At 72.0% G+C, this 24,723-nt stretch carries 23 protein-coding genes and 1 pseudogene; 6 read left to right on the top strand and 18 right to left on the bottom strand.

The window, feature by feature from the left end; all coding sequences use genetic code 11:
* Nucleotides 1–9: 9 nt before the first annotated feature.
* The 11 genes and pseudogenes from ABZ172_RS01735 to ABZ172_RS01685 all read right to left on the bottom strand — a co-directional run.
* Nucleotides 10–510 carry a helix-turn-helix domain-containing protein gene (locus tag ABZ172_RS01735; RefSeq protein WP_356879047.1) on the bottom strand — a complete coding sequence of 167 codons (501 nt, stop codon included), beginning with the start codon at nt 508–510 and terminating at the stop codon, nt 10–12.
* A 127-nt stretch (nt 511–637) separates the two neighbouring features.
* Entirely contained in the window at nt 638–1,969 is a 1,332-nt protein-coding gene (locus ABZ172_RS01730; RefSeq protein ID WP_356879045.1) for an FtsX-like permease family protein, read from the bottom strand.
* On the bottom strand, nt 1,959–2,693 hold the full coding sequence (locus tag ABZ172_RS01725) for an ABC transporter ATP-binding protein (protein WP_356879043.1): 735 nt from the start codon (nt 2,691–2,693) through the stop codon (nt 1,959–1,961). Before ABZ172_RS01725 ends, ABZ172_RS01730 begins: the two co-directional genes overlap by 11 nt.
* The gene (locus ABZ172_RS01720; RefSeq protein ID WP_356879041.1) at nt 2,690–3,259 is read right to left on the bottom strand and encodes a PadR family transcriptional regulator; all 570 of its coding nucleotides are present in this window, start codon (nt 3,257–3,259) and stop codon (nt 2,690–2,692) included. The genes ABZ172_RS01725 and ABZ172_RS01720 overlap by 4 nt, the downstream gene beginning before the upstream one ends.
* 180 nt (nt 3,260–3,439) lie before the next feature.
* Nucleotides 3,440–4,423, bottom strand: a complete 984-nt coding sequence (locus ABZ172_RS01715) for an ABC transporter substrate-binding protein (RefSeq protein WP_356879039.1) — start codon at nt 4,421–4,423, stop codon at nt 3,440–3,442.
* 1 nt (nt 4,424) lies between these two features.
* Nucleotides 4,425–6,407 carry an ABC transporter permease subunit gene (locus ABZ172_RS01710; protein ID WP_356879037.1) on the bottom strand — a complete coding sequence of 661 codons (1,983 nt, stop codon included), beginning with the start codon at nt 6,405–6,407 and terminating at the stop codon, nt 4,425–4,427.
* Nucleotides 6,407–7,471: a glycine betaine/L-proline ABC transporter ATP-binding protein gene (locus tag ABZ172_RS01705; protein WP_356879035.1), complete on the bottom strand. Its 1,065-nt coding sequence runs from the start codon at nt 7,469–7,471 to the stop codon at nt 6,407–6,409. The genes ABZ172_RS01710 and ABZ172_RS01705 overlap by 1 nt, the downstream gene beginning before the upstream one ends.
* Nucleotides 7,468–9,039, bottom strand: coding sequence for a GMC oxidoreductase (locus ABZ172_RS01700; protein WP_356879033.1), 1,572 nt, complete (start codon nt 9,037–9,039; stop codon nt 7,468–7,470). Before ABZ172_RS01700 ends, ABZ172_RS01705 begins: the two co-directional genes overlap by 4 nt.
* A gap of 76 nt (nt 9,040–9,115) precedes the next feature.
* Nucleotides 9,116–10,663, bottom strand: coding sequence for an aldehyde dehydrogenase family protein (locus ABZ172_RS01695; RefSeq protein ID WP_356879031.1), 1,548 nt, complete (start codon nt 10,661–10,663; stop codon nt 9,116–9,118).
* Between the two features lie 883 nt (nt 10,664–11,546).
* Nucleotides 11,547–12,554: a LacI family DNA-binding transcriptional regulator gene (locus tag ABZ172_RS01690; RefSeq protein WP_356879029.1), complete on the bottom strand. Its 1,008-nt coding sequence runs from the start codon at nt 12,552–12,554 to the stop codon at nt 11,547–11,549.
* Nucleotides 12,555–12,746: 192 nt separating this feature from the next.
* A pseudogene (locus ABZ172_RS01685) lies at nt 12,747–13,709 on the bottom strand (pectinesterase family protein); the annotation flags it as partial.
* A 353-nt stretch (nt 13,710–14,062) separates the two neighbouring features.
* Here ABZ172_RS01685 and ABZ172_RS01680 point away from each other — a divergent pair.
* The 4 genes from ABZ172_RS01680 (at nt 14,063) to ABZ172_RS01665 (ending at nt 17,543) form a co-directional block, all read left to right on the top strand.
* Nucleotides 14,063–14,560, top strand: coding sequence for a hypothetical protein (locus ABZ172_RS01680; protein ID WP_356879027.1), 498 nt, complete (start codon nt 14,063–14,065; stop codon nt 14,558–14,560).
* Nucleotides 14,561–14,782: 222 nt separating this feature from the next.
* The gene (locus tag ABZ172_RS01675) at nt 14,783–16,066 is read left to right on the top strand and encodes a hypothetical protein (protein WP_356879025.1); all 1,284 of its coding nucleotides are present in this window, start codon (nt 14,783–14,785) and stop codon (nt 16,064–16,066) included.
* Between the two features lie 187 nt (nt 16,067–16,253).
* Nucleotides 16,254–16,520, top strand: a complete 267-nt coding sequence (locus tag ABZ172_RS01670) for a hypothetical protein (protein WP_356879023.1) — start codon at nt 16,254–16,256, stop codon at nt 16,518–16,520.
* 120 nt (nt 16,521–16,640) lie between these two features.
* Nucleotides 16,641–17,543: a hypothetical protein gene (locus tag ABZ172_RS01665; RefSeq protein ID WP_356879021.1), complete on the top strand. Its 903-nt coding sequence runs from the start codon at nt 16,641–16,643 to the stop codon at nt 17,541–17,543.
* Between the two features lie 288 nt (nt 17,544–17,831).
* Here the strand turns inward: ABZ172_RS01665 and ABZ172_RS01660 are convergent, their stop codons facing one another.
* The 6 genes from ABZ172_RS01660 to ABZ172_RS01635 all read right to left on the bottom strand — a co-directional run bounded on the left by ABZ172_RS01660 (nt 17,832) and on the right by ABZ172_RS01635 (nt 21,844).
* On the bottom strand, nt 17,832–18,029 hold the full coding sequence (locus ABZ172_RS01660) for a DUF397 domain-containing protein (RefSeq protein ID WP_356879019.1): 198 nt from the start codon (nt 18,027–18,029) through the stop codon (nt 17,832–17,834).
* The gene (locus ABZ172_RS01655) at nt 18,026–18,910 is read right to left on the bottom strand and encodes a helix-turn-helix transcriptional regulator (protein WP_356879017.1); all 885 of its coding nucleotides are present in this window, start codon (nt 18,908–18,910) and stop codon (nt 18,026–18,028) included. Before ABZ172_RS01655 ends, ABZ172_RS01660 begins: the two co-directional genes overlap by 4 nt.
* A 538-nt stretch (nt 18,911–19,448) precedes the next feature.
* Nucleotides 19,449–19,595, bottom strand: coding sequence for a hypothetical protein (locus tag ABZ172_RS01650; RefSeq protein ID WP_356879015.1), 147 nt, complete (start codon nt 19,593–19,595; stop codon nt 19,449–19,451).
* A 347-nt stretch (nt 19,596–19,942) separates the two neighbouring features.
* The gene (locus tag ABZ172_RS01645) at nt 19,943–20,296 is read right to left on the bottom strand and encodes an arsenate reductase ArsC (protein WP_356879373.1); all 354 of its coding nucleotides are present in this window, start codon (nt 20,294–20,296) and stop codon (nt 19,943–19,945) included.
* Nucleotides 20,297–20,351: 55 nt separating this feature from the next.
* Nucleotides 20,352–21,461 carry an ACR3 family arsenite efflux transporter gene (gene arsB, locus ABZ172_RS01640; protein ID WP_356879013.1) on the bottom strand — a complete coding sequence of 370 codons (1,110 nt, stop codon included), beginning with the start codon at nt 21,459–21,461 and terminating at the stop codon, nt 20,352–20,354.
* Nucleotides 21,458–21,844 (bottom strand): metalloregulator ArsR/SmtB family transcription factor, encoded by a 387-nt coding sequence (locus ABZ172_RS01635; RefSeq protein WP_356879011.1) that lies wholly within the window; start codon nt 21,842–21,844, stop codon nt 21,458–21,460. The genes arsB and ABZ172_RS01635 overlap by 4 nt, the downstream gene beginning before the upstream one ends.
* Nucleotides 21,845–21,940: 96 nt before the next feature.
* Between ABZ172_RS01635 and arsM the strand changes: the two genes are divergently transcribed.
* Nucleotides 21,941–22,759, top strand: a complete 819-nt coding sequence (arsM, locus tag ABZ172_RS01630) for an arsenite methyltransferase (protein ID WP_356879009.1) — start codon at nt 21,941–21,943, stop codon at nt 22,757–22,759.
* A 607-nt stretch (nt 22,760–23,366) separates the two neighbouring features.
* On the opposite strand, the gene ABZ172_RS01625 is transcribed toward arsM, so the two are convergent.
* Nucleotides 23,367–23,747: a hypothetical protein gene (locus tag ABZ172_RS01625; RefSeq protein ID WP_356879007.1), complete on the bottom strand. Its 381-nt coding sequence runs from the start codon at nt 23,745–23,747 to the stop codon at nt 23,367–23,369.
* A gap of 330 nt (nt 23,748–24,077) precedes the next feature.
* On the opposite strand from ABZ172_RS01625, the gene ABZ172_RS01620 reads away from it, so the two are divergent.
* The gene (locus ABZ172_RS01620; RefSeq protein ID WP_356879005.1) at nt 24,078–24,545 is read left to right on the top strand and encodes an ATP-binding protein; all 468 of its coding nucleotides are present in this window, start codon (nt 24,078–24,080) and stop codon (nt 24,543–24,545) included.
* Nucleotides 24,546–24,723 lie beyond the last annotated feature (178 nt).

Genomic DNA, 24,723 nt, shown 5'->3' with positions numbered 1-24,723 from the left:
GGTTCCGTTTCAGGTGAGAGGGCCGAGGTGGTCGGACAGTGCGGTGGCGACCGTGTCGGGGTTGCCGCGCAGGAGGATGCCCAGCGCGGCAGCCGTGAGAGCGGTGGCCAGATCGGCGGGAACACCGAGCGCGTCCCCGATCGCCCGGTCGACGGCGGTCAACGCGGCCGTCACCTCGCCCGCGACCTCCTCGTCGACCGGCGCCCGTTCGACCGTCGCGAGCAGGAGCAGGCCGAGTTCGGCCGAGGTGACGAGTCGCAGCACGGCCGCGGCGTCCGGTGCGCCGGCGAGGGCGTCGCACAAGGGGCGGACGTCGTCGGCGAGGTGGCGCCGCAGCGCGATCAGGTAGAGGCCGCGCTTGCTGCCGAACGTCTTGTACAGGCTGTTGCGATGCACGCCCAGGTGGTGGACGAGGTCGTCCACGGACACCCCGTCGTACGCACGTCCACCGAACAGGTCCATGGCGGCGCGCACCGCTTCGTCCTCGTCGAATGCTCTTGGCCTGCCCATGCCCAGCACGGTAGACGATTGAGGAACGATCGGTCAAGAACGACCGTTCCTCAACTGCCTGTCAGCAACGGCGCGTTCCGCACGGTCCACCGCGTCCGGCTCCGCGCGCCGGTTCACCGGGCAGCCCTCAGGAGAAGCGCAGCTCCGCCGGGTGCGCGGCTCGCCGGAGGAGGGGCAGCGAGGTCGCCGCGGCCAGCAGGCAGGCCGCGTAGACCGTCACGGGCACGAGCAACGGCAGCAGCGGGATGGAAGCGGCGCCGGCGACCATGGCGTACCCCACGTGGACGAGTGTTCCGCCGAGGCACGCGAGCAGGAGTGCGGGGGCGAGCGGGAGGGCCGTCTCCAGGAGCGTCGCCTCCGCCAGGACCCTGTGCGGCACGCCGGCCGCGACCTGGATCGCGAGGCCCCTCCGGCGGGTGGCCAGCGACTCGGCGGTGCCCACCGCGAGTGCGCAGAGGGCGATGGCCAGGGCGATCAGCACGGCGGCCCCGACGAGGTCGATACCGGTGGTGTAGAAGGCCATGTCCGCCGGGCGCCAAGCGCCCGTCAGCATGTCCAGCAGGATCTCGCGCACCCCGACGAAGCCGACCGCGACGACGGTGAGCAGCAGCAGCGCGGCATGGGTGCGCGCGGCCGCCCACGGGTCGTGGGCGAGACGGCTCGCCGCGATGAGCACCGCGGGGCGCTCGGCCCGGCGGGTCAGCCGGCGTCCCAGGTAGCCCGCCGACGCCCCCGCCACCCAGATGGCGCCCGCCCCGGTCAGGAGAACCAGCGCCAGCACCAGGAGGACGGGCGGCGTCACCTGCGGACCGACCGGGAACAGCAGGAGCAGCGCGGAGAGGGCGAGCAGCAGGGCGGCGACGAGGAGCCCGGCCGCTGCCCGGCGCCCCGGGTCCGGAGCGGTCCTGCGGACGTGGTCGAGCGGTGAGGCGACGAGGCGACGGAGGGCGAGGGCGCTCACCAGGGCGGCGGCGACCGGTACGCCGAGGACGACGGCCGCGAAACCGGCCCAGGCCGCCGGACGCGGAGTGTGGCCGACCACGGCGAGGAGCACGAGGAAGGCGGTGAATCCGGCCGCCGAGCCGGCGAGGCAGGCGAGGGAGGACTCGGCTGCGGCGATCCGGCGCACCTGTCCGGGGGACGCGCCCGCGAGCCGCAGGCCGGCCATCCGCCGGGAGCGGTGGACGGCGCCGATGCGCGCGCACTGGCCGAGCAACCCGAGCACCGGCACGAGCAGCAGGACCAGGGTGAACACCACTCCGGCGCGTTCGCCGGGGCGGTCCAGCAGTCCGTGCGCGTACGGGATCGACACCTGGCCGGAGAGCGAGGCGACGGTGACGGCGGCGAGTGCGAAGCCCGTGGCGAGCAGGGCGCCGAACAGGGTGAGGGACGCCCTCCACCGTTCGCGGCGCTCCGAACCCCGCGCGAGGATCCAGGCGATGCGGATGTCAGCCTTCACCGCGGGCCACCTCCTGGACCGCGCCGGTGCCGGAGTGGACGATTCCGTCGCTCAGCCCCAGCTCGCGGTCGGCGTACGCCGCGATCTGCGCGTCGTGGGTGATCAGCAGGACCGCCGTGGCCGACTCGCGCGCCGTGTGCACGAGAGCGGTCATCACCTGTTCCCCGGCGAGGGTGTCGAGTGCGCCGGTCGGTTCGTCCGCGAAGACCACCTTGGGGCCTGTGACCAGGGCCCGTGCCAGTGCCACCCGTTGGCCCTGGCCACCGCTCATCGCCCCGGGACGCAGTGACGCCTGGCCCCGGACGCCGAAGCGCTCCAGCCACTCCCCCGCCCGCTGGTGCGCGGGGGCCCGGTGCACACCGGCGAGCAGCAGCGGCAGTGCCACGTTGTCGAGCGCGGTGAGCTCGGGGATGAGCTGCCCGAACTGGAACACCACCCCGAAGTCGCTGCGCCGCAGTTCACCGAGCCGGTTCTCGGGCAGTCGGCCGAGCAGCTCGCCTCCGTAGGCGATCGTCCCCTCGTCGGGGCGGACGATGCCCGAAAGGCAATGCAGCAGCGTGGACTTGCCGCTGCCGCTCGTGCCGGTGACGGCCAGGACCTCGCCCGCCCGGAGGTCGAGGGACACACCCCGCAGGGCCTCGGTGCTTCCGTACGACTTCTTCAGTCCGCGCGCCGAGATCAGCGCGGTCCCCTCCGACGAGGGTCGTTCCTCACGTGGGCTCATATTGCGTTGACCTCCGCGGTCAGGGTGTCGATGCGGGCCGCCGTGGTGGTCATCCACCGCACGTCGGCGTCGAGATGGGCAAGGGCGTAGTCGGCGGACAGGACCGTGGTGAGAGCGGTGCCCGGCGCGGTCTTGAGTGCGGTCAGTTCACGCATCCGCTCCATGTGGGCGGCGCGCTGGGCCCGCAGCAGGGCGGCTGCGTCCGGCCCCCGTCCGCCGCTTCCCGTCGGCGGACCGGCCGCGGTGACGAGGATCGCGACCACGACCTTGGCGAAGATCTCGTTCGCCACGAAGGGGGCGGGGGCGGTGATCTCGTCGGCCCAGAGGGCCAGTTCGCGTGATCCCTCGTCCGTCACGCGGTAGAGGGTGCGTTCCGGACCGCCGTCGGACCCGGTCCCGTCGACCGCCGCCAGGCCGTCCCGCACCAGGCGCTGCAGGGTGGTGTAGACCTGCCCGAAGGCGAGCGGACGGGCCTGTGGGAAGCGTGCGTCGTACTGCCGCTTGAGGTCGTAGCCGTGGCGGGGACCGGCAGCGAGCAGCCCCAGGAGGACGTGTCGGGTGCTCATGACGAGACTATATCCCCGATACATGTACTGAGTGAATAGTGAGGCGGACGCATCCCCCGCACTGCGGCGTGTCCGGGCGGGGGCCGGGGTCCCCCCGGCCCCCGCCCGCGAACGGCGTCAGCCGCCGCGGGCGGTGCCGCGGCGGCTGACGTGGAGCCGGGAGGGAGCCTTACGGCGGGGTCACCGGTCCAGCCACTTCTTCCAGGTATCCGGGTGCTCCTCGACCCAGCGGCCGGCCGCTTCGTCGGGCGACAGCCGCTCGGAGGCGATGAGTTCGGACACCTCGTTCTGGTCCTTCTCGGACCAGTGGAACTTCTTCAGGAAGGCCGCCGCGTCCCCGCCGCGCTTCGAGAAGTCCGCGTTGAGGTACTTCTGGAGCGGGGTCGTCGGGTAGGCGCAGTCGATGTCGGCCGGGTCCTTGGCGGCGCAGGCGTCGGTGTACTCCGGGAGCTTCACCTCGACCATCGGGACCTCGTTGAACAGCCACTGCGGCTGGTACCAGTAGCTGAGGAAGGGCTTCTTCTCCTTGGCGAACTGCTGCATCTGGGTGATCTGGGCGGCCTCGGACCCCGCGAAGACGACCTTGTAGTCCAGGTCGAGGTTCTTCACCAGCGCCTTGTCGTTGGTGACGTAGGACGGCGAACCGTCCATCAGCTGGCCCTTGTCGCCGCTCTCCGCGGTGCGCAGCTCGTCGGCGTACCGGTCGAGGTTCTTCCAGTCGGTGACGTCCGGGTGCTCGTCCGCCCAGTACTTGGGGACGTACCAGCCGATGTGGCCGGTGACGCCGAGGTCGCCGCCGGGGACGATGGTCTTCTTGTCCTTGACGTACAGCTGCTCCTGGTCGGGGTGTCCCCAGTCCTCCAGGATGGCGTCCACCCGGCCCTGGCTGAGGGCGTCCCAGGCGGGGACCTCGTCGGTCTGCACGAGGTCGACGCGGTAGCCCAGTTCGTCCTGGAGGATCTTCTGGGCGACGGCGACGTTGGCCTGTGCGCCGACCCAGGACTGGACGGACAGGGTCACGGTCTTGATGTCGGCGGGGGCCGCGAACGGGGAGGCCTGCTTGGTCATGTCCGCCGCGCCGCAGCCGGTGACGGTCAGCAGGGCGGCGGCGGAGGCGACGATCGCCCCTGTGCGGAGACGGGCTCCGGTGGGAGTGCGAGCCATGTCAGCTCTCCTTCCGCTGGCGGCGGGCGGTGGGCTGGGTGACGCGGTCCAGCATCAGTCCGAGGCACACGATGGCGGCGCCCGCGACGAGACCGGTGGCCAGGTCGCCCTGGGCGAGGCCGAAGACGACCTCGTACCCGAGTGCGCCGGAGCCGACGAGTCCGCCGATGATGACCACCGCGAGGACCAGCACGACGCCCTGGTTCACGGCGAGCAGCAGTGCGGGCCTGGCCAGCGGGATCTGGACCTGGCGCAGCCGCTGGCCGCCGGTGGCGCCCAGCGAGCGGGCGCACTCCATCGCGGCGGGGTCGACGCCGCGCAGGCCCTGGGTGGTGATGCGGACGACGGCGGGCAGTGCGTAGACGACCGCCGCCGCGGCGGCGGGGGCGCGTCCCACACCGAAGAGGGCGACGACCGGGATGAGGTAGACGAACTGCGGCATGGTCTGGAAGACGTCCAGGACGGGGCGCAGCAGCCGTTCGAGGCGGGTGCTGCGCGCGGCGCCGACGGCGATGCCGAAGCCGAGGACCAGGGTGACGGCGACGGCGGCGAGGACCTGGCTGAGCGTGTCCATGGACAGGTCCCAGACGCCGAGCACCCCGATGACGGCCATGGCGAGGACGGCGGTGAGCGCGGTGCGCCAGGTGCCGAGGGTCCAGGCGAGCGCGGCGACGATCAGCAGGACGGACCACCAGGGCAGGCCCTGCAGTCCGTCGCGGAGCGGGTTGAGGACCCAGTTGGTGAAGTGGGCGGCCCAGTCGGCGGTGCCTCCGACGACGGGGATGCCGGTGTAGAGGTGGTCGACCATCCAGTCCTTGGCGGTGTTGACCGGTTCGGCGATGGCGACGACAGCGCCCTCGGGCCAGATGCGTCCGCCGGTGAAGCGGCCGACGACGGCGACGGCCGCGGCGATGAGCGCGGCGAGTCCCCAGCCGCGCGCGCCGCGCAGGGCGGCGGGGCCGGTGGGCTCCGTACCGATCCTGCGGCCGGCCGCCTCGGTCGTGCGGTCCAGGACGACGGCCAGCAGCACGATCGGGATGCCGGCGGCGAGCGCGGCGCCCACGTCGACGGAGGAGAGCGCCTGGTAGACGCGGTCGCCGAGGCCGCCGGCGCCGATCACGGAGGCGATGACGGCCATCGACAGCGCCATCATGATGGTCTGGTTGAGGCCGAGGAGGAGTTCCTTGCGGGCCAGCGGGAGCCGTGCGCTCAGCAGGCGCTGGCGTCCGGTGGCGCCGAGCGAGGCGACGGCCTCCATGACCCCGGCGTCCGCTCCGCGCAGGCCGAGCGCGGTGAGCCGGGCCATCGGAGGGGCCGCGTAGACGACGGTGGCGAGGACCGCACCGGGCACGCCGATACCGAACACCAGGACGACGGGCAGCAGGTAGGCGAAGGCGGGCAGCACCTGCATGGTGTCCAGGACGGGGCGCAGCACACGGAACGTACGGTCCGAGAGGCCCGCGGCGAGGCCGAGGAGCAGGCCGAGCAGCACGGAGGCGAGGACCGCGACGACCATCAGGGCCAGGGTCTGCATGGTCGGCACCCACATGCCGAGCAGCCCGCAGACGAGGAAGGAGAGGCCGGCGGTCAGCGCCAGGCGCACGCCCGCGGTCCGCCAGGCGACGAGGGCGGCGACGGCGGTGACGCCGGCCCAGCCGAGGGCGAGCAGCGCCAGGTAGACGCCGCGCACCGACAGGACGACGGCGTTGCTGATGTGGCCGAAGAAGTAGAGGAACAGCGGGTGGCTGTCGCGGTTGCCGATGATCCAGTCGTTGACCTCGCCGAGCGGTCCGCTCAGGTCGACGGTCAGCGCGCCGGGCCACGCCCCGCCGCCCCAGCGGGCGTGTGCGAGGGGCACGGCGACGGCGGCGACCACCAGCAGCGACAGGAGCTTGGCGAGGGCCGGCCGGTCGCGCAGGGCGGCCAGGGGGCCGCTGCCCGGGGGTCCCGAGGCGGTCCGGGGGGTGGCTTGGGCGGTGGCCATCAGACGGTCACCTCGCGGGCTTCCGGGCTCCCGCCCGCGCCGGCGACCACGTCGAGCAGGCACGCGTGGTCGACGACGCCGAGCAGCCTGCCGTCCTCCATCACCCGGGCGACGGGGTCGCCGGAGCGGGAGACGGCCTCGATGGCCTCGGAGACGGTGGCCCCGGGGCGGACGGCCGGTCCGCTGTCGCTCTCGCTCGCGGCCGGCGGCCGCATGGCGGTGGCGACGGTGAGGACCTGTTCGCGGGGGACGTCCCGGACGAACTCGCGTACGTAGTCGTCGGCGGGCGAGCCGACGATCTCCTCGGGGGTGCCGAGCTGGACGATGCCGCCGTCGCGCATCAGCGCGATGCGGGTGCCCAGGCGGAGCGCCTCGCTGAGGTCGTGGGTGATGAAGACCATGGTGCGGCCCTCCTCGCGGTGCAGCCGGACGACCTCGTCCTGCATCTCGCGCCGGATCAGCGGGTCGAGCGCGCTGAACGGTTCGTCGAAGAGGAGGACGGAGGGGTCGACGGCGAGGGCGCGGGCCAGCCCGACGCGCTGCTGCTGGCCGCCGGAGAGCTGGGCGGGGCGCCGGTCCTCCAGCCCCGCGAGGCCGACCTTCTCGACCAGTTCGGCGGCCTTGGCGCGCCGTTCGGCCTTGCCGAGGCCCTGGATCTCCAGGCCGTAGGCGACGTTGTCGAGCACGGTGCGGTGCGGGAGCAGGCCGAAGTGCTGGAAGACCATCGCGGCGCGGTGGCGGCGCAGTTCGCGCAGCCGCCCGGTGTCCATGGCGAGGACGTCCTCGCCGTCGATGGCGAGGGTGCCGCTGGTGGGCTCGATCAGCCGGGTGAGGCAGCGCACGAGGGTGGACTTGCCGGAGCCCGACAGGCCCATGACGACGAAGACCTCGCCCTTCTGCACGTCGAAGGAGACGTCGCGGACGGCGGCGGTGCAGCCGGTGCGTTCGCGGAGTTCGGCGGGGGTGAGTCCGGCGAGTTCGCTGCCGGGGACGCGGTCCGCCCGGGGTCCGAAGACCTTCCAGAGGTTCTTGACGCTGAACACGGGGGTGCTGGCTTCACTCATCGGACATCGCCTCCGGCGGTCGGGGTCGTGCGGAGCAGTTCGGCGCACTTCTCGCCGACCATGAGGACGCCGATCATGGGGTTCACGGCGGGCATGGTCGGGAAGACGGACGCGTCGGCGATCCGGATGCCCTGAAGGCCCTGGATGCGCAACTGGGGGTCCACGACGGCCTCGGGGTCGCCCTCGGCGCCCATCCGGCAGGTCCCGGCCGGGTGGTAGACGGTGTGCGCGACCTTGCGGGCGTACTCGCTGATGTCCTCGTCGGAGGTGATGCCGGGTCCGGGGCAGACCTCGCGGGTGAGCCAGTGGGCCAGAGGTTCGGTCTTCGCTATCTCACGGGCGAGCTTGATGCCGTCGACCAGGGTGCGGCCGTCGTGGTCGTCCTCGTCGGTGAAGTAGCGGAAGTCCAGGGCGGGCTTGACCTCGGGGTCGGCGCTGGTGAGGTAGAGCCGGCCGCGGCTGCGCGGCTTGGGGATGTTGGGGGTCATCGACACGCCGTGCTCGGGCTTCTCGTAGCCGAGGCGTTCCGGGTTGTCGGTGAAGGGGATCTGGTAGAAGTGGAACATCAGGTCGGGGCCCCTGGATCCGGGGTCCCGGCGCACGAAGAGGCCCGCGTCGGAGTCCATCGCGGAGTTCTCGGGGATGGGTCCGTCGGTCTCCCAGACGATGACCGACTCGGGGTGGTCCAGGAGGTTCTCACCGACGCCCGGCGCGTCGTGGAGGACGGGGATGCCGAGCGCGGAGAGGTCCTTCGCCGGTCCGACTCCGGAGTGCATCAGCAGGCGCGGGGTGTCCACCGCGCCGGCGCAGACGATCACCTCGCGGGTGGCGCGCAGCAGCGTCTCCACCCCGTCCTTGTCCCGTACGTGCACCCCGGTGGCCCGGGTGCCGTCGAACTCGATGCGGTACGCCCATGTCTCCAGCAGGATGGAGAGGTTGGGGCGGTCACCGGCCTCGATGTGCGGGTGCAGGTAGGCGACCGAGGCGGAGGACCGCTTGTTGTTCTCCGGGTGGTAGGCGAGGTCGAAGAAGCCGACGCCCTCGTGGAACGGCGCCGCGTTGAAGCTGTCGACGCGCGGGACCCCGGCGGCCGTCCCCGCGGCCTCGACGAAGTCGCGGGCGATGGCGTTGCGGTCCTTCTCGTCGACGGGCGTGATGTGGTTGCGCAGCCGGTCGAAGTAGGGGTCCATCGCCGCGGCGTGCCAGCCCTCGGCTCCGGCCTCGGCCCATTCGTCCCAGTCGCCGGGCAGCGGCTTGAAGCTGATCAGCGTGTTGTGCGAGGAGCAGCCGCCGAGGACGCGGGCGCGGCTGTGCCGGATGTGGGAGTTGCCGCGGGGCTGTTCGGTGGTGGGGTAGTCGTAGTCGAGGTCGCCCCCGAGGAGACCGAGCCAGCGGCGGAGGGTGAGGACGTCCTCGCGGTCGATGTCGGTGGGGCCGCCCTCGATGACGGTGACGGTGACGCCGGGGTCCTCGGTGAGGCGGGAGGCGATGACCGAGCCGGCCGTACCGCCTCCGACGATCACGTAGTCGACAGGTTCGGGCCGTGCGGTGCTGGGCGACGGGGGCATCGGTCACTGCTCCTTCTGCAAGGTTCGTGCGTGTACGTGCTGCGGCGAACAGCCGTGCGGGGTGGAGCGGTTGCTCTCAGCCGGCGAACCAGCGCTGGGGGCGCGGGTTGAGGTTCTGGTAGATGTGCTTGGACTCGCGGTACTCGGCGAGCCCGGTGGGGCCGAGCTCACGGCCGGTGCCGGACTTGCCGAAGCCGCCCCACTCGGCCTGCGGGAGGTAGGGGTGGTAGTCGTTGATCCAGACGGTGCCGTGCCGCAGCCGCCCCGCGACGCGCCGGGCGCGGCCCGCGTCGGTGGTCCAGACGGCGCCGGCGAGACCGTAGTCGGTGTCGTTCGCCAGAGTGACGGCTTCTTCCTCGGTGCGGAAGGTCTCGACGGTGAGGATCGGGCCGAAGGTCTCCTCGCGGACCACCTTCATCCCGCGGTGGCAGCCGTCCAGGACGGTGGGCCGGTAGAAGTAGCCGCCGGCGGGCCGGGTGTCGGAGGGTTCCGGGCGTGCTCCGCCCGAGCGGACGACGGCGCCCTCCTCGCGGGCGGACGCCACGTAGGCCTCGACCTTGGCGAGCTGCTGGGCGGAGACGAGCGGGCCGCACTCGACCCCGTCGAGGGTGCCGCGGCCGAGGCGGATCGCGTCGGCGCGACGGGCGAGCTCGGTGACGAAGCGCTCGCGTACGGACTCCTCGACGATGAGCCGGGCCCCGGCGGAGCAGACCTGGCCGCTGTGGAAGAACGCGGCGTTCAGCGCCTGGTCGACGGCGGTGTCGAAGCCGTCCTCGGTGGCGCAGGCGTCGGCGAACACGACGTTGGGGTTCTTCCCGCCGAGCTCCAGGGCGACCTTCTTGACCGTGGGCGCCGCGGCCTGCGCGACCTTCGTCCCGCTGACGAGCCCGCCGGTGAAGGAGACGAGGTCGACGTCGGGGTGCTCGGAGAGCCGGGCGCCGACGGGGTCGCCCGCACCGGTGACGAGGTTGGCGGCGCCGTCGGGCAGTCCGGCCTCGGCGAGCAGCCGGACGAGGTGGACGGTCGAGAGCGGGGTGACCTCGCTGGGCTTGAGGACGAAGGTGTTGCCCGCGGCCAGGGCGGGGGCGATCTTCCAGCTGGCCTGGAGCAGCGGGTAGTTCCACGGGGCGATCAGGGCGCAGACGCCGACCGGCTCGTGCACGACGACGCTGTGCACATCGGGGTCGCCCGCGTCGACGACCCGGCCGCCGCTCTCGTTCATCACGAGGTCGGCGAAGTAGCGGAAGGCGTTGGTGACGTCGTCGACGTCGACGCGACCCTCCTCCAGGGTCTTGCCGGTGTCGCGGCTCTCGGTGATCGCGATCTCCTCGCGGTCGCGCTGGAGGAGCCCGGCGACCCTGCGGAGCAGCTCGGCGCGCTCCGCGACGGGCTTGTGGGGCCAGGGGCCGTCGTCGAAGGCGCGGCGCGCGGCGGCCACGGCCGCGTCGGTGTCCTCGGCGCCGCCCTCGGCGACGAGCGCGAGGACGGTGGCGTCCGCGGGGTCGAGGATCTCGCGGACCGCACCGGAGCGGGCGGAACCCCAGACGCCGTCGATGTACAGGGTCGCGAGCGTCTCCGCGGCGGGGGCCGACGGGGCGGGAGCCGCCGAGGTGGGAGCCGACATGTAGGGGTCTGCCTTCCGTGCCTGGTTTGCTCCGCACCGGTCCGGCCGAGCACTGTCGCGCGCGGGTGGACCGGGATCAGGGGCCACCAGCAGCGTGAACACCTCTCCGGTCCTGCGCGATGTATGCCGAACATTTCACCGTCCGTGATGCGTCTCACTGCTCCGCCGGGCACGAACGGTGCAGGTGTACCGCTTCCGGCCCGGGTGAACGGCGCGGGGCGCCCCGGTCCGTCCCGGGCGGGCGGGCGGCGTGAGTGTGCCGGTCCGTCCCGTGAGGGCCGCGCGGGTGTCCCGGCCCGTCCCGGGAGCCCCTCGCGCCGGATGCGGCACCCTTGGCGCCGTCGGCGGCGACAGAGACGTGTCCACCGGCCCCGATGGGCGGAAGGCGGTGCCCGTCGCCGTGTCCCTGCACCGCTTCCAGGCGCAACGTCTCCCGGCCGATCCGCCTGCCCGGCTCGTCCGACTGCTCAGCTCGTCCCCGGAGGCGCCGGTCTTTTCGCCGCCGGCGACGGGAGGCGGAGCCCGGGGCCGCACGCAGCGCGAGATCGCGATCACCCCGGGCGACGAGGACGGGGCTCGGTGCCTTCCGCGGCACCGGTCGGCGGACGCGGGCCGACCGTCGAGGGGCACGGGCTCGAGGGAACCCTCCGCGCCCCGGGCCCCGTCGTCCAGCGGCCCGGTGTCCGACACCCCGCCGTCCAGGGCACCCGGGAAGCAGGTCGGCGGACGGGTCCGCCCTCACCGGGATCTCCGCCGGAGCCGGCGGCCGGCGTGACCCGCGTCCTCGTCCCGGGGCCGCGGTGGCGGTCCTCGACCAACGGCTTCGACGTCTCGTCGAGCTGGTCCTCGGCGGGGACGGGCGCAGGGCGCCCCGGCCCCGTGCTCAGACCGGGGCCGGTCCCGAGCTCGCGCGCACCGTCAGGACGGGCTCCAGCAGGTCGACCTCGTCGGTGCTCCGGCCGCCCAGCTTCGCCATGACCTGCTCCACCGCCCTGCGCCCCATCTCCTGGGCCGGGATGGCCACGGAGGTGAGCCGCACCGATGCCTGGGTGGCGACCTGGTCGGGGCAGACGGCCACGACGGACACGTCCTCCGGCACGGCCCGCCCCTGCTGCTGGAGCAGGTTGAGGAGCGGTTCGACGGCGGCCTCGTTCTGCACGATGACGCCGGTCGTACCCGGGCGTTCGTCGAAGACGCGGGCGAGGGTGGCGGCCGTCGCCGCGTACCCGCCCTCGCACGGCCGGTGCAGGATGCGCGTCCCGGCGTTCCGTGCCGCGGCCCGGACGCCGTCCACGGTCCGCTCGGCGAACCCGGTGTGCCGTTCGTAGACGGCGGCCGCCTCGCCGATCACCGCGACCTCGCGGTGCCCGAGACCGGCCAGGTGCTCCACGCAGAGCGCACCGGTGGCCTCGAAGTCGAGGTCCACACAGGTCAGCCCCGAGGTGTCGGCGGGCAGTCCGATGAGGACGGCGGTCCGGCCGGATTCACGGAGCAACGGCATCCGCTGGTCGTGCAGTTCGACGTCCATCAGGATCATCGCGTCCGCCAGCGAGCTCCCGGCGATCCGGCGGACCGCCGCCGGACCCTCCTCGCCGGTCAGCAGCAGGACGTCGTACCCGTGGGTGCGGGCGGTCGTGGCGACGGCCATGGCGATCTCCATCATCACCGGCACGTACATGTCCGTGCGCAGCGGCACCATCAGCGCGATGACGTGGGACCTGCTGCTGGCGAGGGCGCGCGCACCGGCGTTGGGGTGGTAGCCCAGCTGCCGGATGCTCTGCTCGACGCGTTCCCGGGTGGGGGCCGAGATCGACCGCTTGCCGCTGAGGACGTAGCTCACCGTGCTCGCGGAGACTCCGGCGTGCCGGGCGACCTCGGCCAGCGTGACCATTCGGTTCCCTCCCCTCCCGTGGGCGACCGCAGGAGGGAGCCGGTGAGGCGCTTCGACGGCGCGGTGCCGCGCTCCCCTGCCCGCGCCGACGTGCACGGACTGCGTGGAGCCTAGGCGCGCCCACAGGGGCTGTCCAGAGGGGAGTCGAAGCGCTTCGACCGGGGCATCGGCCCCTGTCCCACCCACCGTGTCTCAGGAGGCGGAGGGTGTCCAGCCCGCCAGCCAGTCCGCGGTCTCCTGGTCCGCGGCCTGGGAGTCGGTGAGCTGCGGCCGTTCGCTGCTCGCCGGGCCGGAGCCGGGGCCGGTGTTCCGGTACTCGGCGAACCGGTCGTCCTTCCAGGAGAAGCCGCTCATGTCCGTCCAGGGGGCCGGCCGGATCGCCGGACTGAGCGTCGTGCCGCGGAAGGTGGCCATCGGGTCGAGGGTGGCGTCACCGCCGGCGTGCCACGGCCGGCCGAGGTGGAAGGACGACGCCGCGACATCGCCGTTCACGGTCGAACCGGTGATCAGGAACCCCTTGCGGTCGGCGGCCGTGCTGGGGGCGGCGATGTAGCCGGCGGAGCTGCCGTCCCACCGCTTCTTCAGGGTGATGACCGACCGGTCGATCACCGCGGTGGCGCGTCCGAAGATGAAGTCGACGTTGCCGACGACGTAGGAGTCGGTCATGTAGACACGGCCGAGGGCCGCCTTGGAGGCGGTGTCCAGGAGCAGCGTGTCCTGGTCTCCGGTGACGATCACCGAGTCGAGGAGGACCTTGTCCGCGGCGGTGCGCAGGGCGACGGCCTGGAGTGCGCTCATGTTCTGGTGGGCTGCTTCGTCGAAGTCGTTGGAGATCGTGAGGTTACGGGCCTGGAACCCGTTGGCCTCGGCCGCGACGGTGGCGCTGCCGCTGGTCCCGTAGGTGCCCGAGCCGTCGGGCTTCTGGGTGCCGGAGGCGTTGTCGTAGACGATGACGGTGTCCTTGCGGCTGGATCCGCTGCCCTGGAGGGTGACGTTCTGCTTGGTGGAGGGGATCTTCACCAGTTCGCGGTAGGTGCCGGGCTTCACGGAGACGACGACCCGTGCGGTGTTGCCCGCGGGAATCGCGTCGACCGCCGCCTGCACGGTCGTGTACTGCCCGCTGCCGTCCTTGGCGACGGTGAGCGTGGCCGCCGCCTCGGCTCCGGTCGCCGGCCCGGAGGTCCACACCGATGCGACGGCGAGGAGCACCGTCGTCACCGCCGTCATCACTGCGCGCGGGCCGGGGAGAAGGGGCGCCTGTCCCTCTGCGGTACGTCGTCGGTCGACTGCCATCGCCTGATCCGTTCGTCGGGAGGAGGTGGGGTTCCGCCCGGTAGTCGCCGCACCCGGCCCGGAGGTTGCCGGGTCCCGGCGCCCGACGGACGGGACGCGGGAGCGGAGCCGCCGCGACGGAGGTGCGCGGCGGAGCGGGCGGGCCGGCGTCCGGTCCACGCACACGGGACGGGCCTCTCGGGCGGACCGCGCGGTACAGCCCTTAGGCTCGTCCGGTGCGCGCAGATCACGGAGACGAGCCCGTTTTCATACGCTCGAACTGGGGGACCAGCCGATACGTATACAACCCACGCAATCCGATCGGCCTCGCTCTGATCATCGGCACCCTGGTGCTCGTCGGGGGCTTCTTCTGGCACCTCCGAGCGAGTTCGACGTGGAGTGAGGGCGAGTTCCGCGACGCCGTGCACTCCGCCGCCCGGTCCCTGGAGGGCAGCGATCAGAAGTTCGCCTCCTGGACGGGCGGTTACGACATGATGATCGGCGACGCGATCGAGGACAGCGGCAAGGGTCCCGAGCACACCGTGGTCGATGTCTCGGCGGTGGACGACGAGTACGACGAGGACGCCCCCGCGGGAGAGGACCGCTTCGAGGTCAGCGTGGAGGACGTCGACACCGTCTACTGCATGAGGGTGTCCCCGCCGGAGCCCGAACCCGCCCTGGACGCCGTCGAACTGTCCCTCTCGGTGACCGTGGACGAGGGGCGCTGCCCCTGATGAGCCGGGGGCGTGGCGACGGGCGCACCGGCCGCGCCGCGCGGCCGCCCGACGGCGGTACGGCACCGGGTCGGGTGAGCCGCGCCGGAGGTCTCGCGCTGCCAGGCCCCGGAAGGCGCCGCGCCGACCGGTCTGCCGGTTCCCGGCCTTGAGCGGCTGACGCGGTCCCCGGCAGGCTGTGGGTCCCGGTCGGCGTGCGGCCGGGACGCGAAGGGACACCGGATGAGGCACGTGCCGTTCTTCCGCCGGATGCTGACGGCCGGGGTCGTCCTGATCGCCTGCTCGACGGGCGTGCACCGGTCCGTCCCCGACTCCCCCGAGCTCCGGCAGGTCGACCTGACCGTGCTCGACGCGGCGCCGGACGGCGGCTGCACGGTCCGGTGGGCGGATCCCTTCGACGGCCGCGTACGCGAGGGCCGTCACCGGTGTGACCCCGGGCGTGACCCGATCCTGAAGGCCCCGGCCGACGAGCCCGGTCCGGGTCACGGCTGGGACACCGGGTTCGTGGTCGCCGAGGGCGCGGAGCAGGGCGCGCTCCACCCCCTGGACGAGGGCGGCAGGACCCTGGGCGGACGCGTCGGGTTGCGTGACGCACTGGCGGTGGCCGGGACCCTGCTCACGGCTGCCGGTCTCCTCGGGGGAAACATCCGCGCCACCGCCCGGGTGGGGGGCGTACGGCCCTGGACGATCCGGCGGGCGAAGCGGCTGAGCCGGGCCTGCGAGCTGGTCGCCCGGGACCACGACCGGGCGGTGGAGGCCGTACGCGAGGCGTGGGCCCCGCTGCGGAGGGCCCGGGTGGAGGAGTCGCTGCGCCGCACGCCGGTCGCCCGGCTGCACGGGCGGATCGGCGGCGGGCGTCTGCGGGCCAGGGAGCTGGAGCGGGCCGGGGTCAGGACCGTGCAGGAGGTGCTGGACTCCGGGGCGTGGGACCTGGTGCTGCGCCACGGGGTGGACGAGCGCACGGCCGAGTGGGCCGTGACCGCCGCACAGGGGATCGCCGAGGCCGCGAACCGGACGGTGACGGTGCGGCTGGAGGCGGACCGCCCCCGGTCCGACGCCACGGCGCTCGTCGCCGCCGTCCATGTCCTGGTGGAGGCCGGACCGGAGGCACGGGAGGCGGCCGAGACGGGACGGTCGCTGCACGCACGGCTGGAACCCCTGCTGCGTGACGCCGTGCCCGCCTCCGGGTACCGGCACATGCTGGGCGCCGGACCGGAGGCACGCCGTCGCGCCCGGGCCGCCCTCGCCGAGCTGGATCTGCTGCTGGACCGGGCCGGGCGCACCGGGCTGTACGAGCGCTTCGGCCGGGTGTCCGCGGACCTGCTGCGCGGGGCGGACGGCGGGCGGGGTGGACCGGACGCGTGGGCGGACTTCGGGAGGCGCCCCGCGGAGTACCGCGGCCTGCTGGCGGAGCTCACCGGCAACTCCCCCGGCAGGACGGCCCGGTCGGCCGCACAACGACCGGGCCGGCCCGCCGTTCGGATCCCTCGGCGGAGCGCCGTCTGACCGCCCGGAGCGGTCCGTACCCCGCGGGGGGGGCGGTCACCGCCGCACCGGCGGCCGCCGGTGCGTAAGGGTCCGCCCGGGCGCGTGCGCTCGCGCCCGGGCCCCCGGACTGCACCGGACGGCATCGCGCGACGGTTGCCCGGCGCGCCGACGACTCAACCCCCTCGGAACGGGTACAGAGGTGAGCATGGCTCTCGTGAAGCGTATTGCTCTCGGCCCCCGTGCACTGCGGCAGCTGCGGCGCGTCCGCTCGGTGTACGTGGCGGGCGTGCTCCTGTCGGTCCTCGGTCTCCTCTCCTACGACAACTCCACGGCGGGCGGGAGGCAGACGGTGATCGCGGGTACCTTCCTCGCGGTGTTCGCCGGGCTCCTCACGCTCACCGCCGTGCAGCTGTGGCGGCACGGGCGGACGAAGCGGTGCAGCACGTCGAAGAAGCTCACGCGGGTGGTCTGACACCACCCGCCCGGTGGCGGTCCGCCTGCAGCGCCGGGGAAAGCTGGGCGCCACCGGCCGCCGAATGACGTCTCCGCAACGCCGTGCACCAGGTCAGGCACCGGTATACGCTGCCTGACCATGCGCACATCAGCACGCGGAGGGGCCCTCGGCGCCGCCGCACTCGCCGTCGTCCTTCTCACCGCCGTGACCGGTTGTTCGTCCGGGTCCGACGACGGTGACAGCGGTTCGAAGCTGCTCACCGGGCTCGGAGCGCTGGCCGGCGACACCGGCACGAAGCAGGTGGTCTTCCTCGACACGGCTGAGGTCCGGAAGCTGAGCAAGGGCGACGCGAAGCGGTTCAGCTGGATCTCGCAGCCGGCCCCCCAGCTGCTGAGTTCCTGGCAACCGAGCCCGCTGGGAGCGAAGTTCACGCCGGACCAGATCGACACCGCGGTCGACACCCCCGAGGCCGGTCATTGGGAGGGGTCGTTCGACGCCTCCGCGATCACCACCTCGCTGAAGTCCGGCGGCTTCACCCGGAGCGAGGAGGACGGCCGGGAGGTCTGGACGCACCCCGAGCAGAAGATCGTCCTCACGGTCACGGACGACGAGATCTCCTACTCGTCCCGGACCGCCGACCCGCTGTCGGCCGTCACCCCGGACGAGGGCTCCTCCCTGGCCGACAAGGACGATGTCCGGCGCGCCGCCGACTGCTTGGGCGACGTGTACCGCGCGGACTTCAACCCCTCGGGATCGGGCGGCCCGGTCCGTCTGTCCGCCCTCGGCCAGCAGGCGGAGACCGCAGCCAAGAACACCGAGGTCATCTGCTTCGTGGTCAAGGACGAGGCCACGGCCACGAAGCTGGAGAAGAAGCTGCGCACGGTGGTCAGCGGCGAGGCACCGACGTTCGACGGCACCGAGGTCACCGTGGAGAAGGGCGACCACCCCGTGGTCCGGGCCGTCGTCCCGGACACGGCCACCCAGCGTCCGGGCCGGCTGGTCGTCACGGACACCGAACTGTGGACGGCCGCCGCGAACTGAGGCACGGAGCCGGCTCACACCCCCGGTGTCCACGAAGGTGCCGGCAGGCCGATGCTTGCGGTCTCACACCGAGCTTCGTCGACAACATGGCCGACCACATCGAGACGGCCGCCGGCGTAGGGCGCCAGTGTTTTGGCCCCGAGCGTTTTCGGTCCAACCCGGACCGCAGCACTCGACGGGCGGCGTGGCGGATGATCCGCCGCGAGAAGGACGTGGACGAGTAGGTTCCCGTACAGAAGAAGGGCCCCGGACCCTGTGCCGGCGCGCGGGGCCCTTCGTATGGCCAACTCAGTTGGTGGCAAGCCTCAGGAATCCTGCCCACGCCCGAGTTCCAACGGTCAGCAAGGGGCCGTCGAGCTGCTTCGAGTCACGTACATGCACCGCACCAGGTGACTCAGCCACCTCAACACACTGCCCGCCTTCGGCGCCGCTGTAGCTGCTCTTCGACCAGAGGAGTGCCGGCTCGGGGGCCATCGCGGTCTTCATAGTTCTCCCAGCAACTTCTCGACAAAACCCAGGGTCTCTCGCGGAGTGAGAGCCTGACTCCGGATGATTCCATAGCGTGCTGCGGCAAGTTGAGTCTCGTCTCGTTTTGTCAGCAGGTTACTGCGCCCCTGAACCTCCATATAGACGAACTGCTCGCCGCCTTTACGCGTGATCACCGTGAACGGGCCATCGACTCCCGCGTTGTCCTCACGATCCAGTGGCATCAGCTGTAGCTCAACGTTGCGCAGAGAGCCAAACAGAAGAAGTTGCTGAAGTTGGCCACGCATGACCGCTTTGCCGCCGAGCCGCTTCCGTAGGGCTCCCTCCTCCACCACGAAGCTGAGCAGTGGCGCGGGCCACCCGTTGAGTACCTCCTGTCGTGCAAGGCGGGCAGCCACGCGCTCCTCGATCGTCTCCTCACCGAGGAGCGGTCGACGCATCCCGAGCACTGCACGCATGTACTCCTCGGTCTGTAGCAGGCCATTGACGATGTGTGTGTCGTACGCGCACAGCTCGACCGCTTCAACTTCCAGACGTGCCATGTCCCGGAAGAACGCCGGATACTGCGACCGGGCCAGTTCCTCCTTCAACGCCACCAGCAGTCCCCCGGCGTCCAGCACCCGGTCCGCCTTGTCGATGAACTCCGGCTGAGGAATCCGCCGCCCCTGCTCGAACGACGCGACGGACTGTGCCGCGTACCCCACCCGCCTGCCGAACTCCACCCGGTCAAGGCCCGCCTTCGTCCGCAGCAGCTTCAACTGCCGCCCGAACGCGACCGCGACCCCGTTCTCCGCCTTGCCCTCCGACTGGGCGGAGGCGCTGGACGAGCGCTCCGCGCCCTCCTCCGTACCCGCGCCCGCGTCCGTCTCGTCCTGCGTCATCCGCCACCACCCGTCCCCGTGCGCACATCCCACGTCCGTCGCGCCCAACCGTCACACAACAGACAGCACTTCACAGCTCAACCAACAGGACGAGATCACCCACGTCTGCGGCGCCCGAACCACCGCGCCCGCCTTGCTGCGTCCCGCTCGGGCACCGTAATCAGCTGCTCGCACGCCTGCACAGCGTTCACCGGCAGGTCCCTCCAAAGAGTGGGTACAAGCAGGCCGGCGCCCGCCCGACCCCGCCGCTCGTGGATCACTCAGCCGATGCAGTGGCGCACCGATTCGACCTGCGCGAGGACACCCCTCATGGCCAAGACCGCACAACGCCGCACCCACACCGTCCGCGACGGCCTGGTGGACGCGTGAGGCAGGGTTTCGACGTCCTCACCGAAGCCCGGCGCCGGCAGCTTCACTACGAAGCGGGTGGCCGACCGGGCAATACGCCCGGCACCCTGGCTTCGGTCGGCGAGTGAGCGGATGATTCGGCAACCGCCGCGATCGTTCAGACACGCATGTCTGGTGTGCCGCGAACCGCCTACGCCGGCAGGGGGGCTTCCTTCGGGTAGGCCGGGGAGAGCGAGGGCCCGAACCGCTGCTCGATGACACCGAGGGTGCGCCGGCGGGCAGCCGCGTAATCCTGGGTTCGGGGGGCGATGAGCGACTTCCCGTCGGGGTGCAGCACGCGCCCGCTGATGGGTCGGGAAGCAGCAGGTCAGGCCCCCGACCCCAGCGCAGTACTTCTTCACACAGCCCGAAGCCACATAGTTTCACGCCGTCCCGACCATGGAAAACCATGGCCGGCGGATGGTCGCGCATCGGGGTGTAGTGGACAGCGTCGATGCCCTTGTGGGAGATCTCTGCCAAACGGTCTCTTCAACGACTCCGTCGGCACCAGCGACATCACGATGCAAGGACGGCGGCCCTGTCTCACCGACCAGCCCGGCACACTCGACCTCGCTGTTGGTACAGCGGGATGTTCCAACGCGACGAATGCACCGCCTCGGACGGTGCTGCGCCGCGGGACGTCATTCAGGTGCGCGGGGCGCGAATTTCGTCGATCAGTCTCTGCACTCGTTTCCGGATCTCGTCGCGGATCGGGCGCACGGCTTCGATGCCCTGCCCTGCGGGGTCGTCGAGTTGCCAGTCGAGGTAGGTCTTGCCGGGGAAGATCGGGCAGGCGTCGCCGCAGCCCATGGTGATGACGTAGTCAGATGCCTGGACGGCTTCGGTGGTCAGAACCCTGGGCGTCGCGGTGGTGATGTCGATGCCGACTTCGGCCATGGCCTCGACGGCGGCCGGGTTGACCTGGTCGGCGGGCAGGGAGCCCGCGGAACGGACTTCGATGTGGCCGCAGGCAAGGTGGGTGAGAAAGCCGGCGGCCATCTGCGAGCGTCCGGCGTTGTGGACGCAGACGAACAGGACCGAGGGCTTGGCGGCGTCAGACACGGGAGGAGCCCTCCGGTTCGACGGCCGATGCGGCAGCCGTGGCTGGGGAGTTGGGGAAGTAGCGGCGGGCGGCGAGTGCCACGTACACGAGGCCGATCAGGACGGGGACCTCGATGAGGGGGCCGACGACTCCGGCGAGGGCTTGGCCGCTGGTGGCGCCGAAGGTCGCGATGGCGACCGCGATCGCCAGCTCGAAGTTGTTGCCCGCAGCGGTGAAGGCGAGCGTCGTCGCCTTCGGGTAGCCGAGCCCGACTGCCCTGCCCAGAGCCATCGACCCGGCCCACATGAGCGCGAAGTACACGAGCAGCGGCAGTGCGATCCGGGCCACGTCGAGAGGCTTCGAGGTGATCGCGTCGCCCTGAAGCGCGAACAGCACCACGATGGTGAACAGCAGCCCGTACAGGGCGAACGGCCCGATGCGCGGGATCAGCTTCGTCTCGTACCAGGTGCGACCCTTGGCCTTCTCGCCGAACCGTCGGGTCAGGAACCCGGCGGCGAGCGGGATGCCGAGGAAGATCAGGACGCTGCGGGCGATCTCCCACACCGAGACGTCCAGTGCGGTCTGCTCCAGGCCGAGCCAGCCGGGCAGCACCGACAGGTAGAACCAGCCCAGAAGGCTGAAGGCGAGGACCTGGAAGACGGAGTTGAGGGCGACGAGGACGGCGGCGGCTTCGCGGTCGCCGCAGGCGAGGTCGTTCCAGATGATGACCATGGCGATGCAGCGGGCGAGGCCGACGATGATCAGGCCGGTGCGGTACTCGGGCAGGTCCGGCAGGAAGACCCAGGCGAGCGCGAACATCAGCGCCGGTCCGAGCACCCAGTTCAGCAGCAGCGACGGCAGCAGCAGGCGGCGGTTGCGGGTGACGGTGTCGAGCCGGTCGTATCGCACCTTGGCCAGCACCGGATACATCATCACCAGCAGACCGAGCGCGATCGGCAGTGAGACGCCGGTGACGGTGACCTTGGCCAGTGCGTCGCCGAGGCCGGGCACGAGACGGCCCAGGCCGAGCCCGGCGGCCATCGCGACGACGATCCACACCGCGAGGTAGCGGTCCACGAAGGACAGCCGCCCGGCGACCGGCACGGTGGTGAGGTCGCTCACGAGGACGCCTCCGTGTCAGAGGGCTGTCCGGGGCGGGTGAGGAGGCCGGCGAGCTTGTCGGTCGTCTCCGGCAGCAGCCAGTAGTAGACCCAGGTCCCGCGCCGCTCGCATTCGATCAACCCCGCCTGCCGCAGCAACTTCAGGTGGTGGGAGATCGTCGGCTGGGACAGGTCGAACGCCGGGGTGAGATCGCAGACGCAGATCTCCCCGCCCTCGCGCGACGCGATCATCGACAGCAGCCGCAGGCGGACCGGGTCACCGAGTGCCTTGAACACCTTGGCCAGCTCGACCGCCTGCTCCTCGCCCAACGGCGTGGTCAGCAGCCCCGGGCAGCACCCGTCGACGCCGCTCTGACCGAGCACCACCAGCTCTTGTTTCGACATACGCCTATGTTGACGAACTTCGAAGCAAGATGCAAGCTTGTATCGAGAAACTTCGAATCAACCCGTTGTCATCCTTGCCCGTCCTGGAGGCATGCCATGAGTGATCAGTCCACTGAGGTGCGCGAAACCGTCCGCGAGCGCTACGCCGCCGCAGCCGTCCAGGTCACCGAGGGCGGCACCGCGTGCTGCGGCCCGCAGGCCATCGAGGTCGACGACAACTTCGGCTCCACCCTGTACGCGGCCGATGAGCGCGAGTCCCTGCCCGCCGAGGCGGTCGCCGCCTCGCTCGGCTGTGGCAACCCCACCGCCGTCGCCGACCTCCACGAAGGCGAGCGCGTCCTGGACCTCGGCTCCGGCGGTGGCATCGACGTCCTGCTCTCCGCCCGCCGCGTCGGGGCGACCGGCAAGGCGTACGGCCTGGACATGACCGAGGAGATGCTCGCCCTCGCGCTGGCCAACCAGAAGAAGGCCGGCGCCACCAACGTCGAATTCCTCAAGGGCGCCATCGAGGCGATCCCGCTCCCGGCGAACACGATCGACGTGGTGATCTCCAACTGCGTGATCAACCTGTCCACCGACAAGCCCGCCGTCTTCGCCGAGATGTTCCGTGTCCTGGCGCCGGGCGGCCGGATCGGCATCTCGGACGTTGTCGCCGACGACGATCTGACCCCGGCCCAGCGTGCTGGGCGCGGGGACTATGTCGGCTGCATCGCCGGCGCGCTGTCCTTCGCCGAGTACCGCCAGGGCCTGGCGGCGGCCGGGTTCACGGACATCGAGCTCAATCCGACCCACGCGGTCGCTGACGGCATGCACTCCGCAATCGTCCGAGCGGTCAAGCCCGCGACCGGGTCCATGAGCATGGGATCCGGTGCGGCACTGCCGCTGGCGCAGGACAGCTCCGGCTGCTGCAGCTGAACCGACAGTCCCCCTGTGACGCATGCGGTCTCGGCACGTGCGGCGTCGAGACCGGATCGCCGCGGCTCGCCGGTTTCGCGCCGCCTGCGGTGCGGGCCCGGTGGGCCCCGCAGGAGGCGGCCGCCGCTCTCGGCCATCCAGTTCGCGGCCGTCTGCTCGCTGAAGCCGAGCAGACGGCTGAAAATGATCGCGGGAAGTTCGGCGGCGAGGTCCATGAGCGCGGCGTTTCCCACCGCCTCCGTCCGCCGCGTGAATCGTGCATCCGATGCACGACGCTCCGCGACGACGGCAGGCCACCACTCCGCGCCCCGCAGGAAGGCTCTCGAATGGAAGCCGCACAACAACCGCACGACCTCGAACGCAACGCCCGTTGAACGGATTTACCCGGGAGTCGCCAGCTCCTGCGCGGCTGTCCCGCGTGCGGACACCACGCCGGACATCCAGAGCTCCGGATCGACCAGCCACCGAATCCCGTCGCGCACGCCTCGTTCCTTCCCATGAGCAGGTGATCGTCGGGTGCAACCTGTCCAGCGACACCGACAAGGCGACCCGGCCGTGCAGCGCCGAGTGACCACGCCGTCGGCCAGGAAGCGCTGGGACCGCCCTCTCAGAGGCTGTCCAGTTCGGCCGCGAGGTCCGCGTCGCGCATGCCGGGGAAGGCGTAGCCCTCGGTCTCGTCCCAGGGGACGTCGAGATCGTCCATGTGTACGTGCCACTCAGCCCCCGGCAGCGCACGGCGCAGCTCGGTCACGGAGCCGAGCACGTGATCCAGGACCGGAAGCAGGTGGCCGGGGTCGAACGGCATTTTGGTGGACCCGGCCACGATCAGGTCCGGCCGGCTGTCGTCGTGGTCGTACAGGCAGAGGCTTTCCTCGTCCTGGTACGGGAACGAGGACCGGTGGGCGGCGGCGATGCGTCCGACGGCGGCCGTCTCGGCGTCCGTCAGTGGCATCGCGCGGCTCGCGGAGTGATAGAGGGAGACGCTCATGGCCCGAGCGTACGGGCCGGGTCCGACAGAGCTCCCGGTCGGCGTTCCCGGTCGATCGCAGCCCCGGGCCGGGATCCCCGGAGCCGGCAGGTGGCGGGCCGAGGCGCGAACCGCGCCCTGGCCGAGGAGTCGGGCACGGGAGGCGGGCCGCCCGGACGGGAGTGGGGCGCGCACCGGCAGCGGTCGTCCCTGCGGCCTGGAGCGGCCGGCCCGGACGGTCGGCCTCCGGCGGCTCCTGCCGCGTACAGGACGGCGCTCGTCACGTACACCCACCCCATGACCGTGCGTCACCCCTGGTCACGCTCGGCCACAGCACCTCAGGGTGGGGTCATGACCAGTAAGCGCCCTTCCCTGCCCGTGCGTTCCGCGCCTGCCGCACGATCCGGCTTCCTCTGGCACGACTTCACGATGCGGTTCAGTTCCACGCCCCGGGGCGCCCGTCTCGCCCGGCGTCTGACCGGCGAACGGATCGACGCGTGGGGCGTCCCGTACGGGAGCGAGAGGCACGACGCGCTGACGCTGATCGTGGCCGAGCTGAGCAGCAACGCCGTGCGCCACGGCCAGGTGCCGGGGCGGGACTTCCGCCTGCGTCTGAGCGCCGCGGGCACAGCCGTCCGCGTCGAGGTCACCGACACCCGAGGCGAAGACCTCCAGATTCCCGCCGAAGCGGGCTCGACGGACGAGGAGGGAGGCCGCGGCCTGCTCCTGGTCGCCGCGGTCGCGGACCACTGGGGCTGGCATCCCCGCGCGGACGGTCCGGGCAAGACGGTGTGGGCGGTGCTGGACGTCTCCCTGTGACCGGTACCGCCCGTCCGTGAAGTCGTCACCGCGGCCGGCACCGCCGGGCTTCGGCGGCGGCCCGTTGCGAGCCGCGCGGCGGGGGACGCGGTTCCGGTCCGGTGCGCCGACCGGCTGCGGGACGGATCGCCCCTGCGTCGGCATCTCCGCCTCACCCACACGGGCGGCGCACTCGCCG

Source organism: Streptomyces sp. NPDC006296 (assembly GCF_040613235.1).
Taxonomy (GTDB): Bacteria; Actinomycetota; Actinomycetes; order Streptomycetales; family Streptomycetaceae; genus Streptomyces.
Note: the sequence above shows the minus strand (reverse complement) of the source record. Positions and strands in the feature narration are given on the sequence as shown.

What these genes read in the sequence shown, in the direction of transcription:
- ABZ172_RS01660 (WP_356879019.1), bottom strand. Translation starts at nt 18,029, where the DNA reads ATGAAGACCGCGATGGCCCCCGAGCCGGCACTCCTCTGGTCGAAGAGC.
- ABZ172_RS01675 (WP_356879025.1), top strand. Translation starts at nt 14,783, where the DNA reads ATGAGGCACGTGCCGTTCTTCCGCCGGATGCTGACGGCCGGGGTCGTC.
- ABZ172_RS01665 (WP_356879021.1), top strand. Translation starts at nt 16,641, where the DNA reads ATGCGCACATCAGCACGCGGAGGGGCCCTCGGCGCCGCCGCACTCGCC.
- ABZ172_RS01645 (WP_356879373.1), bottom strand. Translation starts at nt 20,296, where the DNA reads ATGGCCGCCGGCTTTCTCACCCACCTTGCCTGCGGCCACATCGAAGTC.
- ABZ172_RS01625 (WP_356879007.1), bottom strand. Translation starts at nt 23,747, where the DNA reads ATGAGCGTCTCCCTCTATCACTCCGCGAGCCGCGCGATGCCACTGACG.
- ABZ172_RS01715 (WP_356879039.1), bottom strand. Translation starts at nt 4,423, where the DNA reads ATGGCTCGCACTCCCACCGGAGCCCGTCTCCGCACAGGGGCGATCGTC.
- ABZ172_RS01690 (WP_356879029.1), bottom strand. Translation starts at nt 12,554, where the DNA reads ATGGTCACGCTGGCCGAGGTCGCCCGGCACGCCGGAGTCTCCGCGAGC.
- ABZ172_RS01735 (WP_356879047.1), bottom strand. Translation starts at nt 510, where the DNA reads ATGGGCAGGCCAAGAGCATTCGACGAGGACGAAGCGGTGCGCGCCGCC.
- ABZ172_RS01670 (WP_356879023.1), top strand. Translation starts at nt 16,254, where the DNA reads ATGGCTCTCGTGAAGCGTATTGCTCTCGGCCCCCGTGCACTGCGGCAG.
- ABZ172_RS01655 (WP_356879017.1), bottom strand. Translation starts at nt 18,910, where the DNA reads ATGACGCAGGACGAGACGGACGCGGGCGCGGGTACGGAGGAGGGCGCG.
- ABZ172_RS01700 (WP_356879033.1), bottom strand. Translation starts at nt 9,039, where the DNA reads ATGCCCCCGTCGCCCAGCACCGCACGGCCCGAACCTGTCGACTACGTG.
- ABZ172_RS01725 (WP_356879043.1), bottom strand. Translation starts at nt 2,693, where the DNA reads ATGAGCCCACGTGAGGAACGACCCTCGTCGGAGGGGACCGCGCTGATC.
- ABZ172_RS01635 (WP_356879011.1), bottom strand. Translation starts at nt 21,844, where the DNA reads ATGTCGAAACAAGAGCTGGTGGTGCTCGGTCAGAGCGGCGTCGACGGG.
- arsM (WP_356879009.1), top strand. Translation starts at nt 21,941, where the DNA reads ATGAGTGATCAGTCCACTGAGGTGCGCGAAACCGTCCGCGAGCGCTAC.
- ABZ172_RS01705 (WP_356879035.1), bottom strand. Translation starts at nt 7,471, where the DNA reads ATGAGTGAAGCCAGCACCCCCGTGTTCAGCGTCAAGAACCTCTGGAAG.
- ABZ172_RS01720 (WP_356879041.1), bottom strand. Translation starts at nt 3,259, where the DNA reads ATGAGCACCCGACACGTCCTCCTGGGGCTGCTCGCTGCCGGTCCCCGC.
- ABZ172_RS01710 (WP_356879037.1), bottom strand. Translation starts at nt 6,407, where the DNA reads ATGGCCACCGCCCAAGCCACCCCCCGGACCGCCTCGGGACCCCCGGGC.
- ABZ172_RS01695 (WP_356879031.1), bottom strand. Translation starts at nt 10,663, where the DNA reads ATGTCGGCTCCCACCTCGGCGGCTCCCGCCCCGTCGGCCCCCGCCGCG.
- ABZ172_RS01620 (WP_356879005.1), top strand. Translation starts at nt 24,078, where the DNA reads ATGACCAGTAAGCGCCCTTCCCTGCCCGTGCGTTCCGCGCCTGCCGCA.